The organism is Polynucleobacter sp. 73C-SIWE (assembly GCF_018882465.1).
Classification (GTDB): domain Bacteria; phylum Pseudomonadota; class Gammaproteobacteria; order Burkholderiales; family Burkholderiaceae; genus Polynucleobacter.
Map to the genome: position 1 here is coordinate 1,049,980 of NZ_JACVOK010000001.1, position 21,220 is coordinate 1,071,199.

The window sequence follows — 21,220 nt, forward strand, 5'->3', positions numbered from 1 at the left end:
CGTCACTACTAGACTAGCTAAGACTATGAGCTTCGACCACCGCATCTTTAATTTCGCTGCGGGGCCCGCTACTTTGCCTGAAGAGGTATTGAAGCAGGCGGCTGATGAAATGCTGAATTGGCGAGGTCTCGGCACAAGCGTGATGGAGATTAGCCATCGCAGTAAAGAGTTCATGGAAGTGTATGAAGAGGTAGTGCAGGATCTGCGCACCTTGATGAATATTCCAAGCAACTATGAAGTGTTGCTCTTGCAAGGCGGTGGCCTGGGGCAGAATGCAGCCATTCCAATGAATCTGATGCCTATGGCTAAGAATGGTCCTCAGGCGGATTACATCGTTACTGGCGTATGGTCAGAAAAATCATATAAAGAAGCGCAAAAGTATGGCATAGCAAATTTAGCTGCAACTTCTGTTGCAGAGAAGTTCAACACCATTCCTCCAAGAAATACTTGGAAGTTATCGAATGATGCGGCTTATGTTCTTTACTGTGCGAATGAGACTATTGGTGGTGTTGAGTTTCAAGATGTTCCTGATGTTGGTACCACCACCACCTTAGTAGCAGACATTTCTAGCAACATCCTTTCTAAGGAAATGGATGTCACTCAATGTGGTGTCTGGTTCGGCGGCGCTCAGAAAAACATTGGCCCATCCGGCGTGACGATTGTGATTGTTCGCAAAGATTTGATAGGTCACTCTATGGGGATCACTCCCTTGATTTGGGATTGGGCTGTCCAGGCCGGCACCCAATCGATGATTAATACGCCCCCGACTTTCTCGATTTACATGGCTGGCCTCGGATTTAAGTGGCTTCTTAAGCAGGGCGGTGTTAAGGTTATTGAAAAGCGCAATCAAGAAAAATCTGACTTGCTCTATCAGTTCTTAGATCAAAGTAGCCTGTATGAGAATCGTGTTGAAAAGCAATATCGCTCTCGTATGAATGTCACTTTCTTCTTAAAAGATGAGTCTTTGAATGCGGAGTTCTTGGCGCAATCAAGCGCTGCTGGTTTGGTTGCATTGCGCGGTCATAAAGCAGCAGGTGGCATGCGCGCAAGTATTTACAATGCGATGCCCATAGAAGGTGTTAAAGCATTAATTGAATTTATGCGTGATTTTGAAAGGCGGGCTTAATGAGTACTGAAGAACAGCGCTTAGCTCCCCTGCGAGAAAAAATCGATGCATTAGATGCAGAGATTTTAGATTTGCTGACGCAGCGTGCTAAAGCAGCGCAAGAGGTTGGGCATGTTAAAGGTGGTTTTTCATCGCCAGTGTTTCGTCCTGAGCGTGAGCGCCAGGTTGTTGCTCGTCTTCAAGAAATCAATGCTGGACCTTTATTGCCCGATGGGATTGCAGCTATTTGGCGTGAAGTTATGTCCGCCTGCAGAGCTTTAGAAGCTCGTCAAACGATTGCTTATCTTGGGCCAGCAGGCACCTTCTCCGAGCAGGCCGCTCAAACCTATTTTGGTCATTCGATTGTTGGCTTACCCTGCGCAAGCCTGGATGAGGTCTTCAAGTCAGTTGAGAAGGGCGCTGCGCAATTTGGTGTTGTGCCAGTTGAAAACTCTAGTGAAGGCGCTATTTCACGGACATTAGATTTGTTATTAGACTCTTCAATGCGCATTAGCGGCGAAGTAGTGCTGCCGATTCGTCATCACCTCTTAACCAAAACTGGAAATCTGGATGGCGTGACAACAGTGTGTGCTCATGCACAAGCATTGGCTCAGTGCCAACAATGGTTGAGTGTGCATGCTCCGCATTTAAAGCGCCAGGCTGTCAGTAGTAATGCTGAGGCGGCACGCTTAGCTGCCAGTGATCCAACTTTGGCTGCAATTGCTGGTGATCCTGCACAAGAGACTTATGGATTACAAGCAGTTGCTGCGCAGATTCAGGATGATCCGCATAACCGCACTCGCTTCGTCGTCGTTGGTGCTTATGAATGCCAGCCAACTGGTAAAGATCAGACATCCTTAGTTCTCTCGGTTGATAATCAGCCAGGCGCAGTTCATCGCTTACTTGCTCCTTTAGCAAAGCATGGTGTCTCGATGAACCGTTTTGAGTCTCGCCCGGCGCGCAAAGGCACTTGGGAATATCACTTCTACATTGATATCGCCGGACATGCAGATGATGCCAAAGTGGTGAAGGCATTAGAGGAATTAAAAGAAACTGCAGCGTTTTATAAGAACCTGGGGTCTTATCCGCACTCTGCTTAAGTAATTTTGATAATTAGTAAATACATTAATAAAGCCAAATGACATCTAAGATTGGTCTTAAACACATTCATGCTATTGCACCTTATGTTGGTGGACGTCCCATCAGTGAGGTGGCTCGTGAGTATGGTTTGGACGAACACAAGATTGTGAAATTGGCTTCCAATGAAAATCCATTGGGTATGCCAAAGTCGGCGAAAGATGCGATGCTCAAGGCGGCAGGTGACTTAGGTCGTTATCCAGACTCGAATGGTTTTGAGCTTAAGAATGTTCTTGCTGCCTCCTTGGGTGTGCCAACCGATTGGATTACGCTCGGCAATGGCAGTAATGACATTCTGGAACTAGCGGCACGTGCTGTTGCACAAGCGGGCGACGAAGTATTCTTTTCTAAACATGCATTTGCTGTTTATCCCCTAGCAACCCAGGCGGTAGGTGCTAAAGCTGTTGAAGTTGCTGCTACTGAAAGTTATGGTCATGATTTGCCGGCGATGTTAACGGCAATTAAAGCGGCTGGAGATAAAGCAAAATTAGCATTCATTGCCAATCCTAATAATCCCACTGGCAGTTATCTCAGTGCAAAAGAAATTGAAGATTTTCTGACGGCAGTGCCATCACATGTTGTCGTTGTCTTGGATGAAGCTTATAACGAATATCTCACACCAGAGCAGCGCTATGACGCAATTGCTTGGGTAGGGTGCTTCCCCAATATGATCTTGTCACGCAGCTTCTCCAAAGCCTATGGCCTTGCTGGGCTACGAATTGGATATGGTGTTGCCCAACCTCACTTAACAGATTTACTCAATCGTATTCGTCAGCCCTTCAATGTGAACAGTCTTGCCCAGGCTGCTGCAATTGCAGCTTTTCAGGACAAAGCATTTTTGCAAGAAGGTTTCGAGTTAAATCGTGCTGGTTATCTGCAGCTTACTAAAGCATTTGAGCAATTAAATCTCGCTTACCTACCATCTGCTGGAAACTTTGTTCTAGTTAAAGTGGGTGATGATGATCAGGCGGGCGCGCGTATTAATTTGGGGTTACTCAAACGCGGCATTATTGTTCGACCAGTTGGTAATTATGGTCTACCGCAATGGTTGCGGATTTCGATTGGCTTGCCTCAAGAGAATGCAGCATTCATTGAGGCGCTAAAAGCCATCCTGGCTTAAAGAGATATCGATCTATGACCATCATTAATCCAGCTAGTAATTACGGCACAGTCACCATTGTTGGTGTTGGCTTGATTGGGGCATCCTTAGGTTTAGCTCTCAAGAAAGCGGGAGTGGTAACTAAGGTCTTGGGTGTTGGTCGTAGTAAGGCAAATTTAGATCAAGCGCAAACGATGGGTGCGATTGATGGTGTAGTAGATTTAGTTGAAGCAGCAAAACAATCTGATGTGATTGTGCTTTGCGTGCCAGTTGCACAAATGCGCGCTGCCTTTGAAGTGATGGAGCCCCATCTTGAATCTCGCACCATGATTACTGATGCTGGTAGCACTAAGGGCGATGTCATCTTGGCAGCTAAAGAAGTGTTAGGCAAGAAGGCTTGTCAGTTTGTACCAGCCCACCCGATTGCCGGTGGTGCGCAGCATGGGGCTAGCGCTGCAAAGGTAGATTTATTTCAGGGCAAGCAAACGATTGTTTGTCCTTTGCAAGAGAATTTACCTGAAGACACGACCTTGATCGTTGGTTTTTGGGAGTCAGTGGGTTCAGTGGTGAAAAAAATTGGCAGCGTACAGCACGATGCTATCTATGCGGCTGTATCTCATCTTCCACACTTACTTTCTTATGCCTTAATGGCCAGTGTGGTGAACTCAGAAGATGCTGATCAAAAGTTAGATCATGTCGGCGCCGGATTTAAAGACTTCACTCGGATTGCTGCCTCTAGCCCAGAAATGTGGCGTGATATTTGTTTGGGTAATCGGACTGCCATTCTGAAAGAGTTAGACCAATATTTATTGATCGTGAATCACCTGCGTACATTGGTTGCCGAGAATGATGGCGCGGGCCTAGAAAAGCTATTCAACAAGGCAAGTAAAGCACGACAAAACTTGGATGAGGCTTGATGGGTCATTTGCCTAGCATTCAGATTGGTCCATTCACGCGAGCTCAGGGCTCGATTGTTTTGCCTGGCTCCAAAAGTATTTCAAACCGCGCACTTCTACTGGCCGCGCTTTCAACAGGCACTACTACGTTAAAGAATTTATTAGATGCTGATGACACACAGGTCATGCGTAATGCCTTGCGTCAACTAGGCCTATCCGTCATTGATCAAGCTGATAAGGTTTGCGTGGTCCAAGGTTGTGGTGGCAAATTTCCTATCCAAGAAGGTGATCTCTTTTTGGGTAATGCAGGCACGGCCATGCGTCCGTTAACTGCCGCTTTAGCAATGCAGGGCGGTAACTACCGCCTATCTGGTGTTGCTCGTATGCATGAAAGACCGATTCGGGATTTGGTTGATGGACTCCGTCAAGTAGGAGCGAAGATTGAGTACGAATTAGAAGAAGGTTATCCGCCAATTCAAATCTTAGCGGCAGATATTCAGATTAAGGATGTCGTTAAAGTGCGTGGTGATGTATCGAGCCAATTCTTGACTGCATTGCTCATGGCTTTGCCCTTAGTGGCAAAGGATCCTGTCCGCATTGAAGTGATTGGCGAGCTCATTTCACGTCCTTATATTGATATCACCCTGAAATTAATGGCACGCTTTGGTGTAACAGTTGCTTGCCCTGATGCGCAGTCATTTGTGATTCCAGCAAAAACGTCGGATACTGTTTATAAGAGTCCTGGTCAGTTATCGGTTGAGGGAGATGCTTCATCTGCTTCCTACTTCTTAGCGCTCGGAGCTATTGGTGCTGGCCCTGTAAGAGTGCTCGGTGTCGGCAATGACAGTATTCAGGGTGATGTGGCATTTGCTGATGCGCTTGCATTGATGGGGGCCAATATTTCTGCTGGTGAGGATTGGATTGAGGTGTCTGGCGTAAAAAATGCCAATGGCAAACTCAAGGGGATCACAATAGATTGCACAGAAATTCCAGATGCAGCGATGACTCTCGCTATCGCGTCCCTATTTGCCGAAGGCCCTACACGCTTGAATAATATTGCGAGTTGGCGCGTGAAAGAAACGGATCGTATCGCTGCCATGGCAGCAGAATTAAAAAAAGTTGGTGCGGTTGTTGAAGAGGGTGCCGACTATATTGTTGTGAATGCCCCATCGCAAGGCAATTGGAAATCGCCCAACGAAGGCATTGATACTTATGATGACCATCGCATGGCGATGTGTTTCTCGCTGGCAGCTTTTGGTCCAAATGCGCTCAAGATCAATGATCCCAATTGCGTAGCCAAAACCTTCCCAACTTACTTTGCTGAATTTTCAAAGGTAGTGAGCTGATTTCATGAGTGCTTACCCAGTCATTGCAATCGATGGACCGACTGCATCAGGCAAAGGCACGGTTGCTTCATTAGTGGCAGAAATGCTGGGGTTTCATTATCTGGATAGCGGCGCTCTTTATCGGCTGGTTGCTTTGGCTAGCGAAAAACAGGGTATCGATGTTAAAAATGGCCCTGAATTAGGCCTTTTAGTCGCTAAGTTATTGATTTCATTCAAAAATAGCAATATTTTCTTGGACGGTGAGGATGTTACAGATCTCATTCGTACTGAGAGCATTGGCTTGAGAGCCTCCGCAGTCGCAGTTCATCCCGAGGTTCGCTCCGCTTTAGTGGGTCTACAGCATAGTTTTCGCCAGTCTCCAGGCTTGGTAGCGGATGGCAGGGATATGGCTAGCGTTATATTCCCAGATGCAGTTTTGAAGGTTTTCTTGACTGCAACAGCAGCTGCCAGAGCCGAACGACGCTATAAGCAATTGATAGCTAAGGGAATTTCTGCTAAACTTACCGACTTACTGCAAGATTTGCAGGAGCGCGATGCTAGAGACAGTAGTCGTGGTACCGCACCCTTACTAGTTGCAGATGGTGCAAAAGTGCTTGAAACATCAGATTTATCGATAGATCAAGCAGTTAAGACAGTTTTGGATTGGTATCAATCTGCGATTGCTTAGTTTTATCAGTAGTAGTAGTGAGTTGTAGAGGTAGTTTTGGTGTCTTAAGAAACTCCACAACGCGATTATTTCATTAGCGTGTTTCTTTAAGGCTTTTTTAATCTAACCCGTCGGGCCTTCTGACGGCACAAAGTGAATACACATGTCTGAATCATTTGCAGAATTATTTGAAGAATCATTAACCCGATCGAATATGAAGACCGGCCAAGTTATTTCGGCTGAAGTTCTTCGCATCGACCATAACTTCGTCGTTGTTAACGCTGGCTTAAAGTCTGAAGCGTTTATTCCTGTTGAAGAATTCCATAACGACGCTGGCGAGATTGAAGTAGCTCCTGGCGATTTCGTTTCTGTTGCTATCGATGCCCTTGAAAACGGCTATGGCGACACTATCCTCTCCCGTGACAAAGCAAAGCGCTTGGCATCATGGATGAATTTGGAAAAAGCTCTTGAGCAAGCTGAGATCGTTACCGGTACTGTTACCGGTAAGGTCAAAGGCGGCTTGACTGTGATGGTGAACGGTATCCGCGCATTCTTGCCTGGATCACTCGTTGATACACGTCCAATTAAAGACACCAGTCCTTACGAAGGTAAGACGATGGAGTTCAAGGTTATCAAGCTTGATCGTAAGCGTAACAACGTAGTGTTGTCACGTCGTGCGGTTGTTGAAGCTAGCCAAGGTGAAGAGCGTGCTAAGTTGATGTCTAACCTTAAAGAAGGCGCAGTTGTTACTGGTCTCGTTAAGAACATCACTGATTACGGCGCATTCGTTGACCTCGGTGGTATTGATGGTCTCTTGCACATTACCGATTTGGCATGGCGTCGTGTGCGTCACCCAAGCGAGATGTTGACTGTTGGTCAAGAAGTTACCGCAAAGATTTTGAAGTTCGATCAAGAGAAGAACCGTGTTTCACTCGGCGTGAAGCAACTTGGTGATGATCCATGGGTTGGTATCGCTCGTCGCTATCCACCGAACACCCGTTTATTCGGCAAAGTAACTAATTTGACTGATTACGGCGCATTCGTAGAAATCGAATCTGGTATCGAAGGTTTGGTACACGTTTCTGAAATGGATTGGACTAACAAGAATGTTGCTCCAAGTAAAGCTACTGCATTAGGAACCGAAGTTGAAGTAATGGTTCTGGATATTGATGAAGACAAGCGCCGCATTAGCTTGGGCATCAAGCAGTGCAAAGCAAATCCATGGGAAGAGTTCTCACGCGCTCAACAAAAAGGCGACAAGCTTACTGGCGCAATTAAGTCGATTACCGACTTTGGTGTGTTCATTGGCTTGCCTGGCGGCATCGACGGTTTAGTTCATCTTTCTGATATCTCTTGGAATGAACCAGGCGAAGAAGCTGTTAAGAAATACAAAAAAGGTGATGAAGTTGAAGCCACCGTATTGGCAATTGATGTTGAGAAAGAGCGTATTTCTCTGGGTATCAAACAATTGTCTGGTGACCCATTCAACAACTACACATCCGTAAGCGACAAGGGTAGCCTTGTTACTGGTACTGTGAAGGCTGTTGATGCTAAGGGTGCAACTATTCACTTGGCTGATGAAGTTGAAGCTTATTTGCGCGCTTCTGAGATCTCAACCGATCGCGTTGAAGATGCACGCAATGTATTGAAAGAAGGCGATAGCGTTACTGCAATGATCATTAATATTGATCGTAAGTCACGCGTAATCAATCTTTCAATCAAAGCAAAAGACAGTTCTGATCAACAAGATGCAATGAGCAAGCTCCAGGGTGATGCGCAGTCTGGCACAACCAATTTGGGTGCTTTGTTAAAAGCAAAAATGGACAATCAGGGTTAAAGCAATATCGCCGCTTTCCATTAGGAGAGCGGCGATCTTTTTTGATAGATCATGACAGATCAAGAGCAACAAGCCATTACTCGCTCCGAACTAGTGGAGAGCCTCGCGGAACAATTTCCGCAGCTTTTACCTAGGGATGTGGAGCTAGCAGTAAAAACTTTGCTGGACACCATGACTCATGCTTTGGCTGAGGGTAAGCGTATTGAGTTGCGCGGCGTTGGAAGTTTTGTACTTCACCATCGTCCTGCGCGCACTGGTCGTAATCCCAAGTCTGGAGATAAGGTCTTGATTCCAGAAAAACGCGTTCCGCATTTCAAGCCTGGCAAAGAGTTGCGCGAGCGAGTGGACTATAAGCCACTGAAACAGGCGGGCCCCAAAGAGGGTTCCGGTGCCTAACATTCAGGCTCATCCTCAGTGGTCCATACGGGCCATTTTTTTATTTAATTTCTGTACGCCATGATTCAGATAGCGACATCTTGGCTATTGCTACTACCGGTTATGTTCGGTATTGGGTGGTTAGCATCGCGCTGGGATTTGCGTCTTGAGAACCGTATGGATGAGCGCGAGCGCATGCGTCAGCAGCGCTCAACCTTTAAAGGTTTAAGTCTTTTATTAAATGAGCAGCCAGATCAAGCGATTGAAACCTTAGTCAAAATTGCGCAATTAGATCCTGAAACGGTTGAGCTACATTTTTCATTGGGTAATTTATTCCGTCGCCGCGGTGAAACTGAACGAGCCATTAAGGTGCATCAGCATCTAGCTAATCGCGATGACTTAAAGCCGCGCGATCGTGATCATGCTGCCTACGAATTAGGCCGTGATTTTTTACGTGCTGGTCTGCTAGATCGTGCTGAAGCTTCATTAAATCGTGTGGGTGAAGGTAAGTTTGCAGTTCCGGCAAAAGAAAGTTTGCTTGAAATGTATCAAGTTGAGCGTGATTGGAAAAAAGCCATCATTGCTGCCCATGAATTAGAGACGCTGCAAGGCAAATCTCATCAAACTGAGATTGCCCAGTTTCATTGTGAATTAGGTCAAGAGGCCTTACGTCGCAAAGATCTGCAGGAAGCAGAGCAGTCAATACAAAGAGCTTTGCAAGCAGTGCCGAATCATGCTCGTGCATTGATTTTGCAGGGTGATTACTTAATGGCCATGGAACGTCCAGCACAAGCAATTGATGCTTGGGGCTTAGTGCCCGCATCTCATCCGGCTTATATGCATTTATTGGCAGATCGCTGGATGATTGCTCATACTGCAATTCATCAGGTTGATGCAGGTTTGGATCTTCTGTGTAATTTGCTAAAGACTCAGGCTTCTGGTGAGTTGTTAGATCTAGTGCATAAGCAGCTGATGCACATTCGGGGGCCTCAAGCAGCCAACATCATGCTTGCTGATGTCATGCAGCATTCACCTAGTTTAAGTGCGCTATCTAAGTTGGCTGAAACTCGCCTGGCTTTAGAAGAGGGTAGCGCCAATCCAGAGAGAGTCCTGGAGTTGCAATCGATTCTGAATCTATTACGTCAGCGCACTACCAGTCTAGCTAGATATACTTGTGGTAATTGCGGCTTTAGGGCGCGGAGATTTTATTGGCAGTGTCCTGGTTGTAATCATTGGGAGGCATACTCCCCAAGACGTACTGAAGGAGCTGCACCAAGCGGCCCTTCAATGTAATTGTCTTCAATACATTAGAGATTAATTAGGAGTTCATTTGAAAGTCACTATCATCGGCAGCGGTTACGTAGGTTTAGTTACCGGCGCTTGCTTAGCAGAGCAGGGTAATAATGTTTTCTGCTTAGATCTAGATCCTAAAAAAATTGATATTTTGAATTCTGGTGGCGTTCCTATTTATGAGCCGGGATTGAAAGAGATGATTGAACGCAATCGTGCCGCAGGTAGATTGCAGTTCTCTACCGATATTGCCGAATCTGTTGCCCATGGAGATATTCAATTTATTGCAGTGGGTACACCTCCCGATGAGGATGGCTCTGCTGATCTCCAATATGTTGTTGCCGCCGCTCGTAATATTGGACGTCATGCGACCAGCCCTAAGGTCATTGTCGATAAATCTACTGTGCCAGTCGGTACTGCAGATAAGGTATCCGCCGCCATCAAAGAGGAGTTAGAAAAAAGAGGGCAGCCAGCTGACTTGTGTTCGGTAGTCTCTAATCCAGAGTTTTTAAAAGAAGGCGCAGCAGTAGAAGACTTTATGCGCCCTGACCGGATCGTCATTGGCACAGAAAATACGCCAGCAGGCTTGCGTGCTAAAGACCAGATGCGCAAGCTCTATGCACCATTTAATCGTCACCATGAACGTACTTATTACATGGATGTGAAGAGTGCAGAGTTAACCAAATATGCGGCAAATGCCATGTTAGCTACTCGCATCTCTTTTATGAATGAGTTGGCAAACTTGGCAGATTTAGTTGGCGCGGATATTGAAGCTGTGCGTCAAGGTATTGGCTCTGACTCCCGTATTGGTTATGGATTTTTATATTCAGGAACTGGTTACGGTGGCTCTTGTTTTCCAAAGGACGTCTCGGCTCTATCTAAAACGGCTAGGGAGTATGGCAGAGATCTCAAGATTCTGGATGCTGTAGAAGCGGTGAATGAACTCCAGAAATACATCTTGGTTGAAAAGATCGAAAAACGCTTCGGTAAAGATCTTAAGGGCATGAAATTTGCGCTTTGGGGCTTGGCATTTAAGCCCAATACTGACGATATGCGTGAGGCTCCAAGCCGCGTGATCATTCAAGAGTTGGTAAAGCGCGGCGCCTCAGTGGTTGCTCATGATCCAGTGGCGATGCCAGAAGCTCAGCATTGTTTGGATTTGGATTTCAAGGCCAATGCAGAGGGTCTCAAGAAAGTCTCCATGGTGGATAGCCCAATGGCAGCCTTAGAGGGTTGCGATGCACTGGTGATTGTGACTGAGTGGAAGGCTTTCCGTAGTCCAGACTTTGACCAAGTGATGCAAAAACTCACGCGCCCAATCATTTTTGACGGCCGTAATCTCTATGAACCAGGTGCTATGCAGGAACTGGGTATTGAGTACTACGGTATTGGGCGACATAATTAAGAAAATACAAAATAGTCCTATGGAAAAAGCGAACCGAGACCAGTTTTCTAAAACCCGTTTATTAGTGGTTGGCGATGTCATGCTTGATCGCTACTGGTTTGGCGATACCAATCGGATTTCTCCTGAGGCTCCTGTTCCAGTTGTACAGGTTGGCAAGATCGATGAGCGTTTAGGTGGAGCGGCGAACGTTGCTCGTAACGTTGCGGCATTAGGCGCCAATACAACCATTCTCGGTATTGTTGGTAATGATGAGCCTGGCAAGCGGGTTGTCGATTTATTGAAATCAGGTGGCGTTGATAGTCAGCTAGAAATTGATGTCGATGTACCAACAATTGTGAAGTTGCGTGTGATTGCTCGTCAGCAACAGTTAATTCGCCTTGACTTTGAAGAGACCCCTAGTGAAAAGGCTTTGGCTCATAAATTAGAGCGTTTTGAAAAATTAGTTGGTAGCGCTGATGTTGTGATTTTGTCTGATTACGGCAAGGGGGCGTTAGGTCAGGTGGCTCATATGATTGAGCAGGCTAGGGCGCAGAACAAAGTTATCTTGGTTGATCCTAAGGGCGAGGACTACGAAAAGTATCGTGGCGCTACTGTCTTAACTCCAAACCGCAGTGAGTTGCGTCAGGTAGTTGGCAAGTGGACTAGCGAAGAGGATCTCGCCAATAAGGCTCAAGCACTCAGAAAGTCATTAGATCTTCAGGCATTGCTGCTGACTCGCTCAGAAGAGGGTATGAGTTTATATACCGAAGCTGGTGTTAGCCACGTCAATGCGCAGGCACGCGAGGTGTTTGATGTGTCTGGTGCTGGTGATACCGTCATCGCAACCTTAGCTGTTGCTTTAGCTGCGAAGTGGCCTATAGAGAAAGCAATAGCTTTGGCAAATCGGGCTGGCGGTATTGTTGTTGGCAAACTTGGAACTGCAACCGTTACTTCAGAGGAACTACAGTGACTATTATCGTAACTGGCGCTGCTGGTTTTATCGGTGCAAATATTGTTCAAGCGCTTAATGCGCGTGGTGAAAAAAATATTATTGCGGTTGATGATCTTCGTCCCGCCGATAAGTATCGTAACCTTGCTGACCTAGACATCATTGATTATCTTGATAAAGATGAGTTCCTAGAGGCGTTTAGAAGTGGCAAGTTTGGTAAGGTCAAAGCAGTTTTTCATGAGGGTGCTTGCTCTGACACCATGGAGACTGATGGCATTTTCATGATGGCGAACAACTATCGCTACACCATGGACTTGCTAGATATTTGCACTGCTCAAAAAGTACAACTTCTGTATGCTTCATCAGCAGCCACCTACGGCGGCTCCGATGTTTTTGTAGAGAGTCGTGAGCATGAGAAACCACTCAATATCTATGGCTACTCTAAGTTCTTATTTGATCAAGTTATGCGTCAGCGTTTTGCAGAAAAGGCAAATGCTACTCAGGTAGTTGGTTTCCGTTATTTCAATGTATACGGTCCACGCGAGTCCCATAAAGGTCGTATGGCATCTGTGGCTTTTCATCAATATCACCAGTACAAGGCCAATGGCCATGTAAAGCTTTTTGGTGAATATGGTGGTTATGGTCCGGGCGAACAAAGTCGTGACTTTGTTTCAGTTGAGGACGTTGTAAAAGTAAATCTCTACTTCTTAGATCACCCGGAAATCAGCGGCATCTTCAATTTAGGTAGTGGTCGTGCACAACCCTTTAATGATGTTGCTCACGCCGTAGCTAATGCAATGCGTAAGCTTGATAAAGCCAAGCCAGCAACATTGCAGGAATTAGTAAAAGAAAAAGCCATTGAGTACATTCCATTCCCAGATGCACTTAGAGGTAAGTACCAGTGCTTTACTCAAGCTGATCTCACCAAGCTCAGAGCTGCTGGCTACACAGAGTCCTTCCTAGATGTTGAGCAGGGTGTAGGTCGCTATATTGAATGGTTAGAGGCGAACTCTGGTTTCTTAGCTAATCCCCTTTAGGCTATAAAAAGCATCTTTTATAGATGCTAATCTTGAAGGATAGCTAGAAGACAGCGCTAAGCGCTCCCATACTAGTTTTGAGCTAATATACCCCTTATAAAAACTAGGGGAATCCTATGCGTAAGCACACTTTAATCCCTTCATTCTTGATTGGCTGCGGAATTTTGTTGTTCTCAGTCACCGCCTTGGCCACAACTATCAAGGAAGAAGTGGATATTGAGGGTATTAAAGCTCCACCTAGAGATATTAAAGACATCCTCAAACTGGTGGAGCAAACCAAACCAGACTTAGCGATTGTTGAACGTGCGCAAAAAGTAGTGGCAATGCCTTTGCCTGCCTCACAAGATAATGAAGTTCTAAACCATTTTTATACTAGGCGCTCAGCAGCTTTTGAGGATCTAGGAAGTACCGGCGAGGCTCTAAAAAATCTAGAGATTGCCGTTACTCAATACCCATCTAACAATCCTCGACTTTATTTGAATGATTTGATTCATTTGAGTATATTGGAAAGTTCAGTTGGTCAGCAGTCAAAAGCTATCACCCTCATTCAGAAAGCTCAAGCACATCAGTTATCAGCTTTACCTAACTCGAGTGGTTTTCAGATGTCTATGGGCAGATTATTACTTAGCTACTATGTTAATTCAGGTAACTTTGAGGCAGCCCAAAAAACACTTGAGAATATGAATGTTACGTTAAGCAACTTAAAAAGGTCCCGAGTATATATGGAATATGGGCCTAATTGGGAGGCAGCATATGAAAGTGCGCGGGGTATATATTTTTCAGGCCAAGGTCAATGGGTAGAGAGCGAGCGATCCCTTAGAAAAACGCTGCACTTTCTTGAAGCCCAGTATCAAAAAGTTAAAAATAGTTCAATAAAAATCGATGTTGTCGGAGATGAGGCTAGATCTGCTGCTGATGCCTCTAATAATCCCCGAATTTATGTTAGCCAAATTTTAAACAGAGAATTAAATTTAGCCAATGTTCTACTGCGGCAGCGAAAATTAATTGATGCTGAGTACTATGCTCGAAAATCAATCACTCTTTCTCTATCTAGCTTTGGTTCAAATTCGATTGAAGTTGCTCGTGGTCTAAGAAGTCTAGCTATCATTGTCAACGAGCAAGGGAGATATGCCGAGGCCGTTTTACTGTCAAGATTATCACTGGCGACAGTTAAGGCTGCAGGAGCGACAGGCGCCAATTCTACCCTTGCCTCAGCCCAGAGGTCATTAGGCACCGCGCTTGTGGCCGATGGAAAATATGCTGAGGCCAATCAAGTTTTTGAGGAGATGGCTGCTGGGATTAAAACGGACCCAGAGATGGCGAAAAGTTATCAATTTGGGGATCTGGATTGGGTGCTGGCAATGCTCAAGACTGGCAAATCTAATCAAGCTAATGAGATGGTGAGTAGTATGCTTCAGAGGCAGGAGATTAGCGCCGATAGAAATTCTCCTCGATTGGCTATGATTCGGGCATTTGATGCGGCAAGCTTACAGGCCGAGAATAAATGGACTGAGGCAGACGCTGCATATAAGTTATCCATGCCTATCTTGATCGATCAAGCTCGTAATGATGCGGAGAACGACACAACAAGTATTAAGCAACAACAACGCATGACCTTTCTTTTGGAGAGTTATTTAGCCTCATTGGCAAATACGGCAAAAACCGATCCTAACCAAGCTGCGACTGCAGCAGCACAGGCTTTTCAGATTGCTGATATTGCTAGGGGGAGCGGTGTTCAGAGAGCTCTTACTGCTAGTGCTGCTCGTGCAAGTATTAAAGATCCTCAATTGGCGGGTCTTGCAAGGCAGGAGCAGGACTTACAAAGGCGAATTAATACACTCTCAGAATTATTAACGGGCTTACGTTCAGCATCTCCCGATCAGCAATTGCCTGCAGTTCAAGGCAAGATTCGGTCAGACATAGAGGCATTTAAATCACAGCGTGAAGCGCTTAAAAAAGAGATTGAGAAAAAGTTTCCTGACTATGCGGAGCTGGTTGAGCCTAAGCCCGCTTCAATTGAGCGAACCCAGCGGCTATTGAAGGCTGATGAGGTGCTTGTATCGTGGTATTTTTCTGAAAATACTGGCTATGTTTGGGCTATCAGCAAGCAGGGAGCCCAGTTTTCACAATTATCAATTGGTCGGAAGCAAATGGCTAAGGAAGTGGCGCAATTGCGAAAAGCGCTCGATCCTGGTGTATCAACAATTGATGAAATCCCCCCTTTTGATGTTGCATTGGCGTTTAAGCTTTATCAGGAAATTTTGGCACCAGTAGAAGCAGGCTTTAAAGGCAAAAAAGTTATGTTAGTTGTACCTCATGCAGAGCTGGGTCAGTTGCCAATATCGTTGTTAGTTACTCGTGCAACAAATCAGCCGGCAAAAGGTGGTGCAATTGCTTTCGCTGGCTATAAGTCAGTTCCATGGCTTACGAGAGATATCGCAGTTGCTCAGGTACCTTCTGTAACTGCTCTCACGGCTTTAAGAAGTCTTCCTGAGGGCAATCCTAATCGAAAGAATTTCGTTGGTTTTGGTGACCCCTACTTCAGTAGTGCTCAGGAAAAAAGTGCTCAAAAAAGTTCTTTAACACAGTTTGCAACAAGAGGTATGCCTTTGAAATTAAGAAGTGCACCTAAGACTTCTGGAGTAAGTTCAGCAGAGTTAGCCCTGCTCCCGCGTTTACCTGACACTAGTTTAGAAATCGAAGAAATTGCTAAGGTAGTTGGCGCTCAGCCTGGTGATATCTTTTTGCATAAACAAGCTAGCGTGAAGCAGGTAACTTCAATGGATTTATCAGATCGCAAAGTCGTCATGTTTTCTACGCATGGCTTAGTGCCTGGAGAGCTTAATGGCTTAACTCAACCTGCGCTAGCACTATCGTCTCCTGACGTAACGGGTGACAAAGATGACGGCCTTCTGACTATGGATAAGGTAATTGCGTTAAAGTTAGATGCTGACTGGGTAGTACTCTCTGCTTGTAATACCGCTGCCGGTGAGGGTGCTGGTTCTGAGGCAGTCTCAGGTCTTGGGAGAGCCTTCTTCTTTGCGGGTGCTAAAGCACTGTTAGTCTCTAACTGGCCAGTAGATTCAGTCGCTTCTCGAGCTTTAATGACAGACCTCTTTAAAAGTCAGCAAAAAGCCCAGGGAACTAGCAAGGCTGAGCTCCTAAGGCAGGCAATGCTCAACCAAATTGACCAGGGCGGCATGAAGGAAGGCGGTAACATGAAGTACGCTTATGCTCACCCCTTGTTCTGGGCCCCATTCGTAGTGGTTGGAGATTGATTTAAGATTTATCCATTGAGTAACTCTAATTATTGAAAGTTTTTTATGAAATTGACTCAACTATTACTCACCTCTTTCTTATTCATTTTTTCTCAGTTGGTGATCGCTGCGCCATTGATTAGCGCAAAAGAGGCAGCCCTTCCACCAGCTGCTGGCACTTTAGCTACGCGTGGAATCTCTCGTGGCCCTGCGATTAAGTTGACATCACCAGAAGCTGATACGCCGGTAGCTGCTCCATTTGATTTCAAAGTGAACTTTGAGCCACGCGGTGATGCAAAGATTGACCCCAGCTCTGTGAAGGTGGTTTATATGAAGTCACCCTTTGTGGATCTCACCCCGCGCCTTAAAAATGCAATCTCAGCCAATGGTATTGATTTTGCAAAAGCAGAAGTTCCTCCAGGAACGCACACAATACGAGTCACTGTTAAAGACTCTGAAGGTCGTGAGACTAATTCAGTATTAAATTTAGTAGTCAATAAATGATGAATTGCCCTTATTGCCTTTCAGAAGTTTCTGATGAGGCTTACGTCTGCAAAACCTGTAGTCGCGACCTCTATTTATTTAAGCCAATGATGGCGAAGGTTGCAGATCTAGAGGGTCAATTAGCAGCAGCACCAAGCCCAGCGCTTTATGAGCTCAGAATAGCTGAGCTAGAACAGTTATTGGATGAGCAAAATCAAAAGCTGGAAAAAAGGTCTTCATTGCAGTGGATATCAGATATTGCTTTATATCTCATCATCCCATTACTGCTATTACTCTCAGCACATTGGTTGATTGTGGTGGTGTACGACACCAAGATGCTCTATCTGCGCATTATTTCAATGGTCCTGCCCCTGCCATTTGCTTATGCATTATTTAATAAGAGCGCATATAAATTATTTCCTTGGTTTATTGGGGTAATTTTTTTGGCGATCTCCTCAGTCATTGGCATGAGTTGGATTACGAGCCTGGTGGATAAAACTCCTGTATTACCCCAGAATCTATTTGAATGGAAAGAGGTATTGGAGTATTCCGCCAGCATTGCGTTTAGTTTCTTAACGGGCATGCTGCTGGGGAGAGTTTCATACTTGGCCAAGCAAAGAGCCAGAAGGGCTGGTCTTGTAAATTCGATGATGAAAGTTGCATCGTTAAACCTAAAGGATGGCGGAGCATCTATAAAAAATGTACATGGCTTAATGAAAAAATTGCAAGAGTATGGTGGAACGGTTGTTGCATTAGGCACTACTGCTGTATCGATTTATACCGGTCTTAAGGGAATCATTGGTAACTAGATTTTTATTGGCATGGTGTCTATGTCAAATTAGTATTGCCGCTCATGGGCAGGTATTTGATGTTCCGCATCAACAGGATGTCCCTACACGTACACTTTTGGTTGATGCTAAAAATCCAAAAGCCCTAGTTCTGTTATTTCCAGGTGGCGGAGGCATGCTACGTCTGAAAGATGACGGCACGACTAGAAATCGCCATACCTTTGTCCGTTCAATTGACCTCTGGGCACAATATCAGATTGATGCCGTGCTAGTCGACACTCCATATGACTTAGGCGATCTAAAAAGGGGTGATCGTAGAGATCAAGAAGATCATCTCAAAAGAGTGGGTGAAGTGCTTAGTTTTTATAAAAGTAAAACTGGCTTACCGATTTGGATTTTTGGTCATAGCATGGGGACATCTACCGCTACATATTATGCAAATCAAGTAAAAACAAACTCACTAGCCGGAATTATTATTGCGGGGACGGTACGAACCGCCAGATTGAGTGGCGACCCTCAGTTTCCCGTTTTGGCAATTCATCATATCAATGATCAGTGCGCTGGTACACCTCTTTCCGCCTCTGAATACATTATTTCATCAAGACCTAAAAGCTATATTTCTCAACTAGAGATTATTGAAGGTGGCATCAGTGAAGGTAATGTTTGCGATTCATTTGGATATCATGGCTTTAATCAAACTGAGCCAGAGCTAGTCAAGCGTGCTGCCAAATTTATTCTGGGCCAATAAATAGTCCCCTATCAGACTTTACTGATTACTGCGTCTACTCAAGTTTTAAGTCAACCATACTCATAGCCATTCGTTGTAAACGATCCATGCGCACTTTGTGTTCGTGGATTTTTTATTTACTACTGGAGAACGTATGAGTCGATATTTGAATATTAGTGTTGTAACTAGTTTAGTGAGATCTGCTGGACTTGCTGCAGTGTTGACTGTTTCTGCCCTTGGTGTTGCTAATGCATCCCCAATTAATGTTAATACTGCTACTCAATCAGAGTTAGAGAGCATTAAGGGGATTGGACCCTCTAAGGCAAAAACCATTATTTCTGAGCGTTTGGATGGCGGTCACTTTCAAGATGCCAATGACTTACAGAAACGAGTCCGCGGCATTGGGATGAGATCCGTTGAAAAGATGGTGGATAACGGTTTAACGATTGAGGCTCCTGGCTCTTTTCGGGAGCCCAATGGCAGAACTCAGAAGGAAGGCAGCGCCTCTGGCAGACGCCATTCTCGTAATCAAAATAGTCATCGCCATCAGCCGGAGCGTGCGGGAGCAGGTCGCAGAAATTAAACCCTTCCGCGTGTAGGTGGGCTTATGGCTAAAATGGCCTTATGAGCAAACCTTCTTACCTCACTATTTCACAGACTGTAGGCAATACGCCTTTAGTTCAGTTGCAACGTATTCCCGGGCTCGAGAACTCGACTCGCAATAATGTGATTTTGGGTAAGTTAGAAGGAAATAATCCAGCCGGGTCGGTGAAGGACCGACCTGCGCTGTCGATGATCATGCGTGCGCAAGAGCGTGGCGAAATTAAACCCGGTGATACCTTGATTGAAGCAACTAGTGGCAACACCGGCATTGCTTTGGCTATGACAGCCGCGATGTTAGGTTACAAGATGGTATTAGTCATGCCAGAGAATCAAAGCATTGAACGCCGTCAAAGTATGGCTGCTTATGGAGCTGAGTTGATCCTGACAGCCGCCTCTGGTGGTATGGAGTTTGCGCGCGATTATGCTCTCCAACTGCAACGAGAGGGGCGCGGTAGATTATTGGATCAGTTTGCCAATTCAGATAATCCTCGGGCCCATATTGAAACTACCGGACCAGAGATTTGGCGCGATACTGATGGTCAAGTCACCCATTTTATTTCTGCAATGGGAACTACTGGAACGATTACTGGTGTGTCGACTTATCTCAAATCAATGAATCCTGCCATTCAGATTATTGGTGCGCAGCCTGAAGAGGGCTCGCAAATTCCGGGAATTCGTAAATGGGCTCCAGAGTATTTGCCGAAGATTTATCAGGGCGATAAAGTCGATCGCATTGAATATGTCACACAAGCCGATGCGGAAGAGATGGCTCGCCGTCTAGCTGCCGAAGAGGGTATCTTCTGCGGTATCTCAGCTGGCGGTGCTTTGGTAGTGGCTCTGCGCATTGCACGTCAGGCTGAGAATGCTACGATTGTCTTTATTGTTTGCGATCGTGGCGATCGCTACCTATCTACCGGTGTGTTCCCAGCTTAATTTACTTTAGGTTTTTTCTTTGCGCTAGATTTTTTTGGCTTCGATTTTTCACTAGTACTTTTGGCGTCTTTTGCTTTACCAGTATTTTCGACTGGCACTACGCTTTGATTCTTGTATCCCAAGGCTTCTGCAAACTCAGCAACACTTTGTGCATAGAAATAACTGCGGTTGTATTGAACAATTGTCAGAAAGTTATTTAAGCCTACAAAATACTGGACTTGGTCTGAACCATCTTTATCTGGGTAGGGTAGATCCACAATAAATGCTTTGCTGCTGGGTTCAACACCACCGCTTTGCAAATCACCTTGTTGCTTGGTCAAAATACCTTTTTCAATCAGCTCTTGAACCGTATATTTTAGTTCTGGTTGTCCATCAGCGAGCTCTTTGGCGGCCGCTATGCCTTTAGATTGCACGGAAAAAGAGATTGGCATGCCGCTTTGCCAGCCATGCATTTTCATGAAGTTACCAACACTGGCAATTGCATCTTTGGGGCTCTGCTTTAAATCAATTTTTCCATCGCCATCACCATCGACTGCAAAACTGCGAATACTGCTGGGCATGAATTGCGGTAAACCAATGGCGCCAGCATAGGAGCTATTTTGATTGAGGCAAGCGCTAAAGCGAGCGCTGTTGACGCCCTGGATGCTGTTCTTTGCTGGCAACTTTCCACCGGCTTCAGTCCAGCATAGAAGAATGAGTTCTTTCAGTTGATCCTTAAAAAGCTGTTCACGGGCTGGCTTATTGACCGTCTCAGGGTAGCTAAACGCTAGGGTTGATAAGACATCCTTAACTCGAAAATTACCGGTCTGGCGCCCATAAATGGTCTCAATGCCAATAATGGCAACAATGATCTCGACGGGGACTCCGGAATCCTGCTCCACTTGACTTAAAAATGCCTGGTTTTCATCCCAAAAGGCCTTTCCAGCCTTCAGGCGAACTGGTTCGATGAAGCGCTTGCGGTATGCCAGCCAATTTTTCTTAAAAGTCCCCGATGGGGGTAATACCAATTTGCGTATTGAAGGAATCGTTTTACCATCAAGAAAGCCTGATTCTAGGCTTTGTAGAGGGATTTCTTGGGTTTGGGAAACCTGGTTTAGGAGTTCATTGATGTTTTGACTAAACCGCACTTCAGAGGCTGCATCATCAGCTTGGTTTACGATGGATTGCTCTGGCTTAGTTGGTTGTGTTGGCGCGCTAGAGCAGCCAGCAAGAGCGAGAGCTAGTAGTAAGCAGGAGGCGCGAAGATTCATGTGCGCTTTAGTCGATTTTTGAGAAATAAACACATTTTATTAGATTATAAAAATAAGAGTTTTGCTATTAAGGATTAA

Annotated in this window: 18 protein-coding genes and 1 pseudogene; 18 read left to right on the plus strand and 1 reads right to left on the minus strand. The window is 45.4% G+C overall.

Features of this window, described 5'->3' with window-relative positions; genetic code table 11:
* The first annotated feature begins 25 nt into the window (after positions 1-25).
* The 18 genes and pseudogenes from serC (at position 26) to cysM (ending at position 19,892) form a co-directional block, all read left to right on the plus strand.
* Positions 26-1,126 carry a 3-phosphoserine/phosphohydroxythreonine transaminase gene (serC, locus tag ICN17_RS05480; protein ID WP_216236471.1) on the plus strand — a complete coding sequence of 367 codons (1,101 nt, stop codon included), beginning with the start codon at positions 26-28 and terminating at the stop codon, positions 1,124-1,126.
* The gene (pheA, locus tag ICN17_RS05485; RefSeq protein WP_216236472.1) at positions 1,126-2,205 is read left to right on the plus strand and encodes a prephenate dehydratase; all 1,080 of its coding nucleotides are present in this window, start codon (positions 1,126-1,128) and stop codon (positions 2,203-2,205) included. The genes serC and pheA overlap by 1 nt, the downstream gene beginning before the upstream one ends.
* 38 nt (positions 2,206-2,243) lie before the next feature.
* Positions 2,244-3,362: a histidinol-phosphate transaminase gene (gene hisC, locus ICN17_RS05490; protein ID WP_216236473.1), complete on the plus strand. Its 1,119-nt coding sequence runs from the start codon at positions 2,244-2,246 to the stop codon at positions 3,360-3,362.
* Between the two features lie 14 nt (positions 3,363-3,376).
* On the plus strand, positions 3,377-4,258 hold the full coding sequence (locus ICN17_RS05495) for a prephenate dehydrogenase/arogenate dehydrogenase family protein (RefSeq protein ID WP_216236474.1): 882 nt from the start codon (positions 3,377-3,379) through the stop codon (positions 4,256-4,258).
* 8 nt (positions 4,259-4,266) lie between these two features.
* Positions 4,267-5,583 carry a 3-phosphoshikimate 1-carboxyvinyltransferase gene (gene aroA / locus ICN17_RS05500; protein ID WP_216236683.1) on the plus strand — a complete coding sequence of 439 codons (1,317 nt, stop codon included), beginning with the start codon at positions 4,267-4,269 and terminating at the stop codon, positions 5,581-5,583.
* 4 nt (positions 5,584-5,587) lie between these two features.
* Positions 5,588-6,250, plus strand: coding sequence for a (d)CMP kinase (gene cmk / locus ICN17_RS05505; RefSeq protein ID WP_216236475.1), 663 nt, complete (start codon positions 5,588-5,590; stop codon positions 6,248-6,250).
* A gap of 142 nt (positions 6,251-6,392) precedes the next feature.
* Complete coding sequence (rpsA, locus tag ICN17_RS05510) at positions 6,393-8,066, plus strand: 30S ribosomal protein S1 (protein ID WP_087909260.1); 1,674 nt, start codon at positions 6,393-6,395, stop codon at positions 8,064-8,066.
* 51 nt (positions 8,067-8,117) lie between these two features.
* Positions 8,118-8,456 (plus strand): annotated as a pseudogene (locus tag ICN17_RS05515) (integration host factor subunit beta); the annotation flags it as partial.
* 66 nt (positions 8,457-8,522) lie between these two features.
* Positions 8,523-9,734, plus strand: a complete 1,212-nt coding sequence (lapB, locus tag ICN17_RS05520) for a lipopolysaccharide assembly protein LapB (protein ID WP_216236476.1) — start codon at positions 8,523-8,525, stop codon at positions 9,732-9,734.
* Positions 9,735-9,771: 37 nt separating this feature from the next.
* Complete coding sequence (locus ICN17_RS05525; protein WP_216236477.1) at positions 9,772-11,136, plus strand: UDP-glucose/GDP-mannose dehydrogenase family protein; 1,365 nt, start codon at positions 9,772-9,774, stop codon at positions 11,134-11,136.
* Positions 11,137-11,155: 19 nt separating this feature from the next.
* Positions 11,156-12,085 (plus strand): D-glycero-beta-D-manno-heptose-7-phosphate kinase, encoded by a 930-nt coding sequence (gene rfaE1, locus ICN17_RS05530; protein ID WP_216236478.1) that lies wholly within the window; start codon positions 11,156-11,158, stop codon positions 12,083-12,085.
* Positions 12,082-13,101: an ADP-glyceromanno-heptose 6-epimerase gene (gene rfaD / locus ICN17_RS05535; protein ID WP_216236479.1), complete on the plus strand. Its 1,020-nt coding sequence runs from the start codon at positions 12,082-12,084 to the stop codon at positions 13,099-13,101. Before rfaE1 ends, rfaD begins: the two co-directional genes overlap by 4 nt.
* Before the next feature lie 116 nt (positions 13,102-13,217).
* Positions 13,218-16,379 (plus strand): CHAT domain-containing protein, encoded by a 3,162-nt coding sequence (locus ICN17_RS05540; protein ID WP_216236480.1) that lies wholly within the window; start codon positions 13,218-13,220, stop codon positions 16,377-16,379.
* 45 nt (positions 16,380-16,424) lie between these two features.
* Complete coding sequence (locus ICN17_RS05545) at positions 16,425-16,862, plus strand: hypothetical protein (RefSeq protein ID WP_216236481.1); 438 nt, start codon at positions 16,425-16,427, stop codon at positions 16,860-16,862.
* The gene (locus ICN17_RS05550; RefSeq protein ID WP_216236482.1) at positions 16,859-17,650 is read left to right on the plus strand and encodes a hypothetical protein; all 792 of its coding nucleotides are present in this window, start codon (positions 16,859-16,861) and stop codon (positions 17,648-17,650) included. Before ICN17_RS05545 ends, ICN17_RS05550 begins: the two co-directional genes overlap by 4 nt.
* The gene (locus tag ICN17_RS05555) at positions 17,640-18,377 is read left to right on the plus strand and encodes an alpha/beta hydrolase (RefSeq protein ID WP_216236483.1); all 738 of its coding nucleotides are present in this window, start codon (positions 17,640-17,642) and stop codon (positions 18,375-18,377) included. Before ICN17_RS05550 ends, ICN17_RS05555 begins: the two co-directional genes overlap by 11 nt.
* A gap of 133 nt (positions 18,378-18,510) precedes the next feature.
* Positions 18,511-18,939 carry a helix-hairpin-helix domain-containing protein gene (locus tag ICN17_RS05560; protein WP_216236484.1) on the plus strand — a complete coding sequence of 143 codons (429 nt, stop codon included), beginning with the start codon at positions 18,511-18,513 and terminating at the stop codon, positions 18,937-18,939.
* Between the two features lie 41 nt (positions 18,940-18,980).
* A complete protein-coding gene (cysM, locus tag ICN17_RS05565) occupies positions 18,981-19,892 on the plus strand; it encodes a cysteine synthase CysM (protein ID WP_216236485.1) in 912 nt (303 codons plus the stop codon).
* Here the strand turns inward: cysM and ICN17_RS05570 are convergent.
* The gene (locus ICN17_RS05570) at positions 19,889-21,142 is read right to left on the minus strand and encodes a lytic transglycosylase domain-containing protein (RefSeq protein ID WP_216236486.1); all 1,254 of its coding nucleotides are present in this window, start codon (positions 21,140-21,142) and stop codon (positions 19,889-19,891) included. The genes cysM and ICN17_RS05570 overlap by 4 nt on opposite strands.
* Positions 21,143-21,220 lie beyond the last annotated feature (78 nt).

Coding starts and splice junctions, on each gene's coding strand:
- serC (WP_216236471.1), top strand. CDS start 26: ATGAGCTTCGACCACCGCATCTTTAATTTCGCTGCGGGGCCCGCTACT.
- pheA (WP_216236472.1), top strand. CDS start 1,126: ATGAGTACTGAAGAACAGCGCTTAGCTCCCCTGCGAGAAAAAATCGAT.
- hisC (WP_216236473.1), top strand. CDS start 2,244: ATGACATCTAAGATTGGTCTTAAACACATTCATGCTATTGCACCTTAT.
- ICN17_RS05495 (WP_216236474.1), top strand. CDS start 3,377: ATGACCATCATTAATCCAGCTAGTAATTACGGCACAGTCACCATTGTT.
- cmk (WP_216236475.1), top strand. CDS start 5,588: ATGAGTGCTTACCCAGTCATTGCAATCGATGGACCGACTGCATCAGGC.
- rpsA (WP_087909260.1), top strand. CDS start 6,393: ATGTCTGAATCATTTGCAGAATTATTTGAAGAATCATTAACCCGATCG.
- lapB (WP_216236476.1), top strand. CDS start 8,523: ATGATTCAGATAGCGACATCTTGGCTATTGCTACTACCGGTTATGTTC.
- rfaE1 (WP_216236478.1), top strand. CDS start 11,156: ATGGAAAAAGCGAACCGAGACCAGTTTTCTAAAACCCGTTTATTAGTG.
- ICN17_RS05540 (WP_216236480.1), top strand. CDS start 13,218: ATGCGTAAGCACACTTTAATCCCTTCATTCTTGATTGGCTGCGGAATT.
- ICN17_RS05545 (WP_216236481.1), top strand. CDS start 16,425: ATGAAATTGACTCAACTATTACTCACCTCTTTCTTATTCATTTTTTCT.
- ICN17_RS05550 (WP_216236482.1), top strand. CDS start 16,859: ATGATGAATTGCCCTTATTGCCTTTCAGAAGTTTCTGATGAGGCTTAC.
- ICN17_RS05560 (WP_216236484.1), top strand. CDS start 18,511: ATGAGTCGATATTTGAATATTAGTGTTGTAACTAGTTTAGTGAGATCT.
- cysM (WP_216236485.1), top strand. CDS start 18,981: ATGAGCAAACCTTCTTACCTCACTATTTCACAGACTGTAGGCAATACG.
- ICN17_RS05570 (WP_216236486.1), bottom strand. CDS start 21,142: ATGAATCTTCGCGCCTCCTGCTTACTACTAGCTCTCGCTCTTGCTGGC.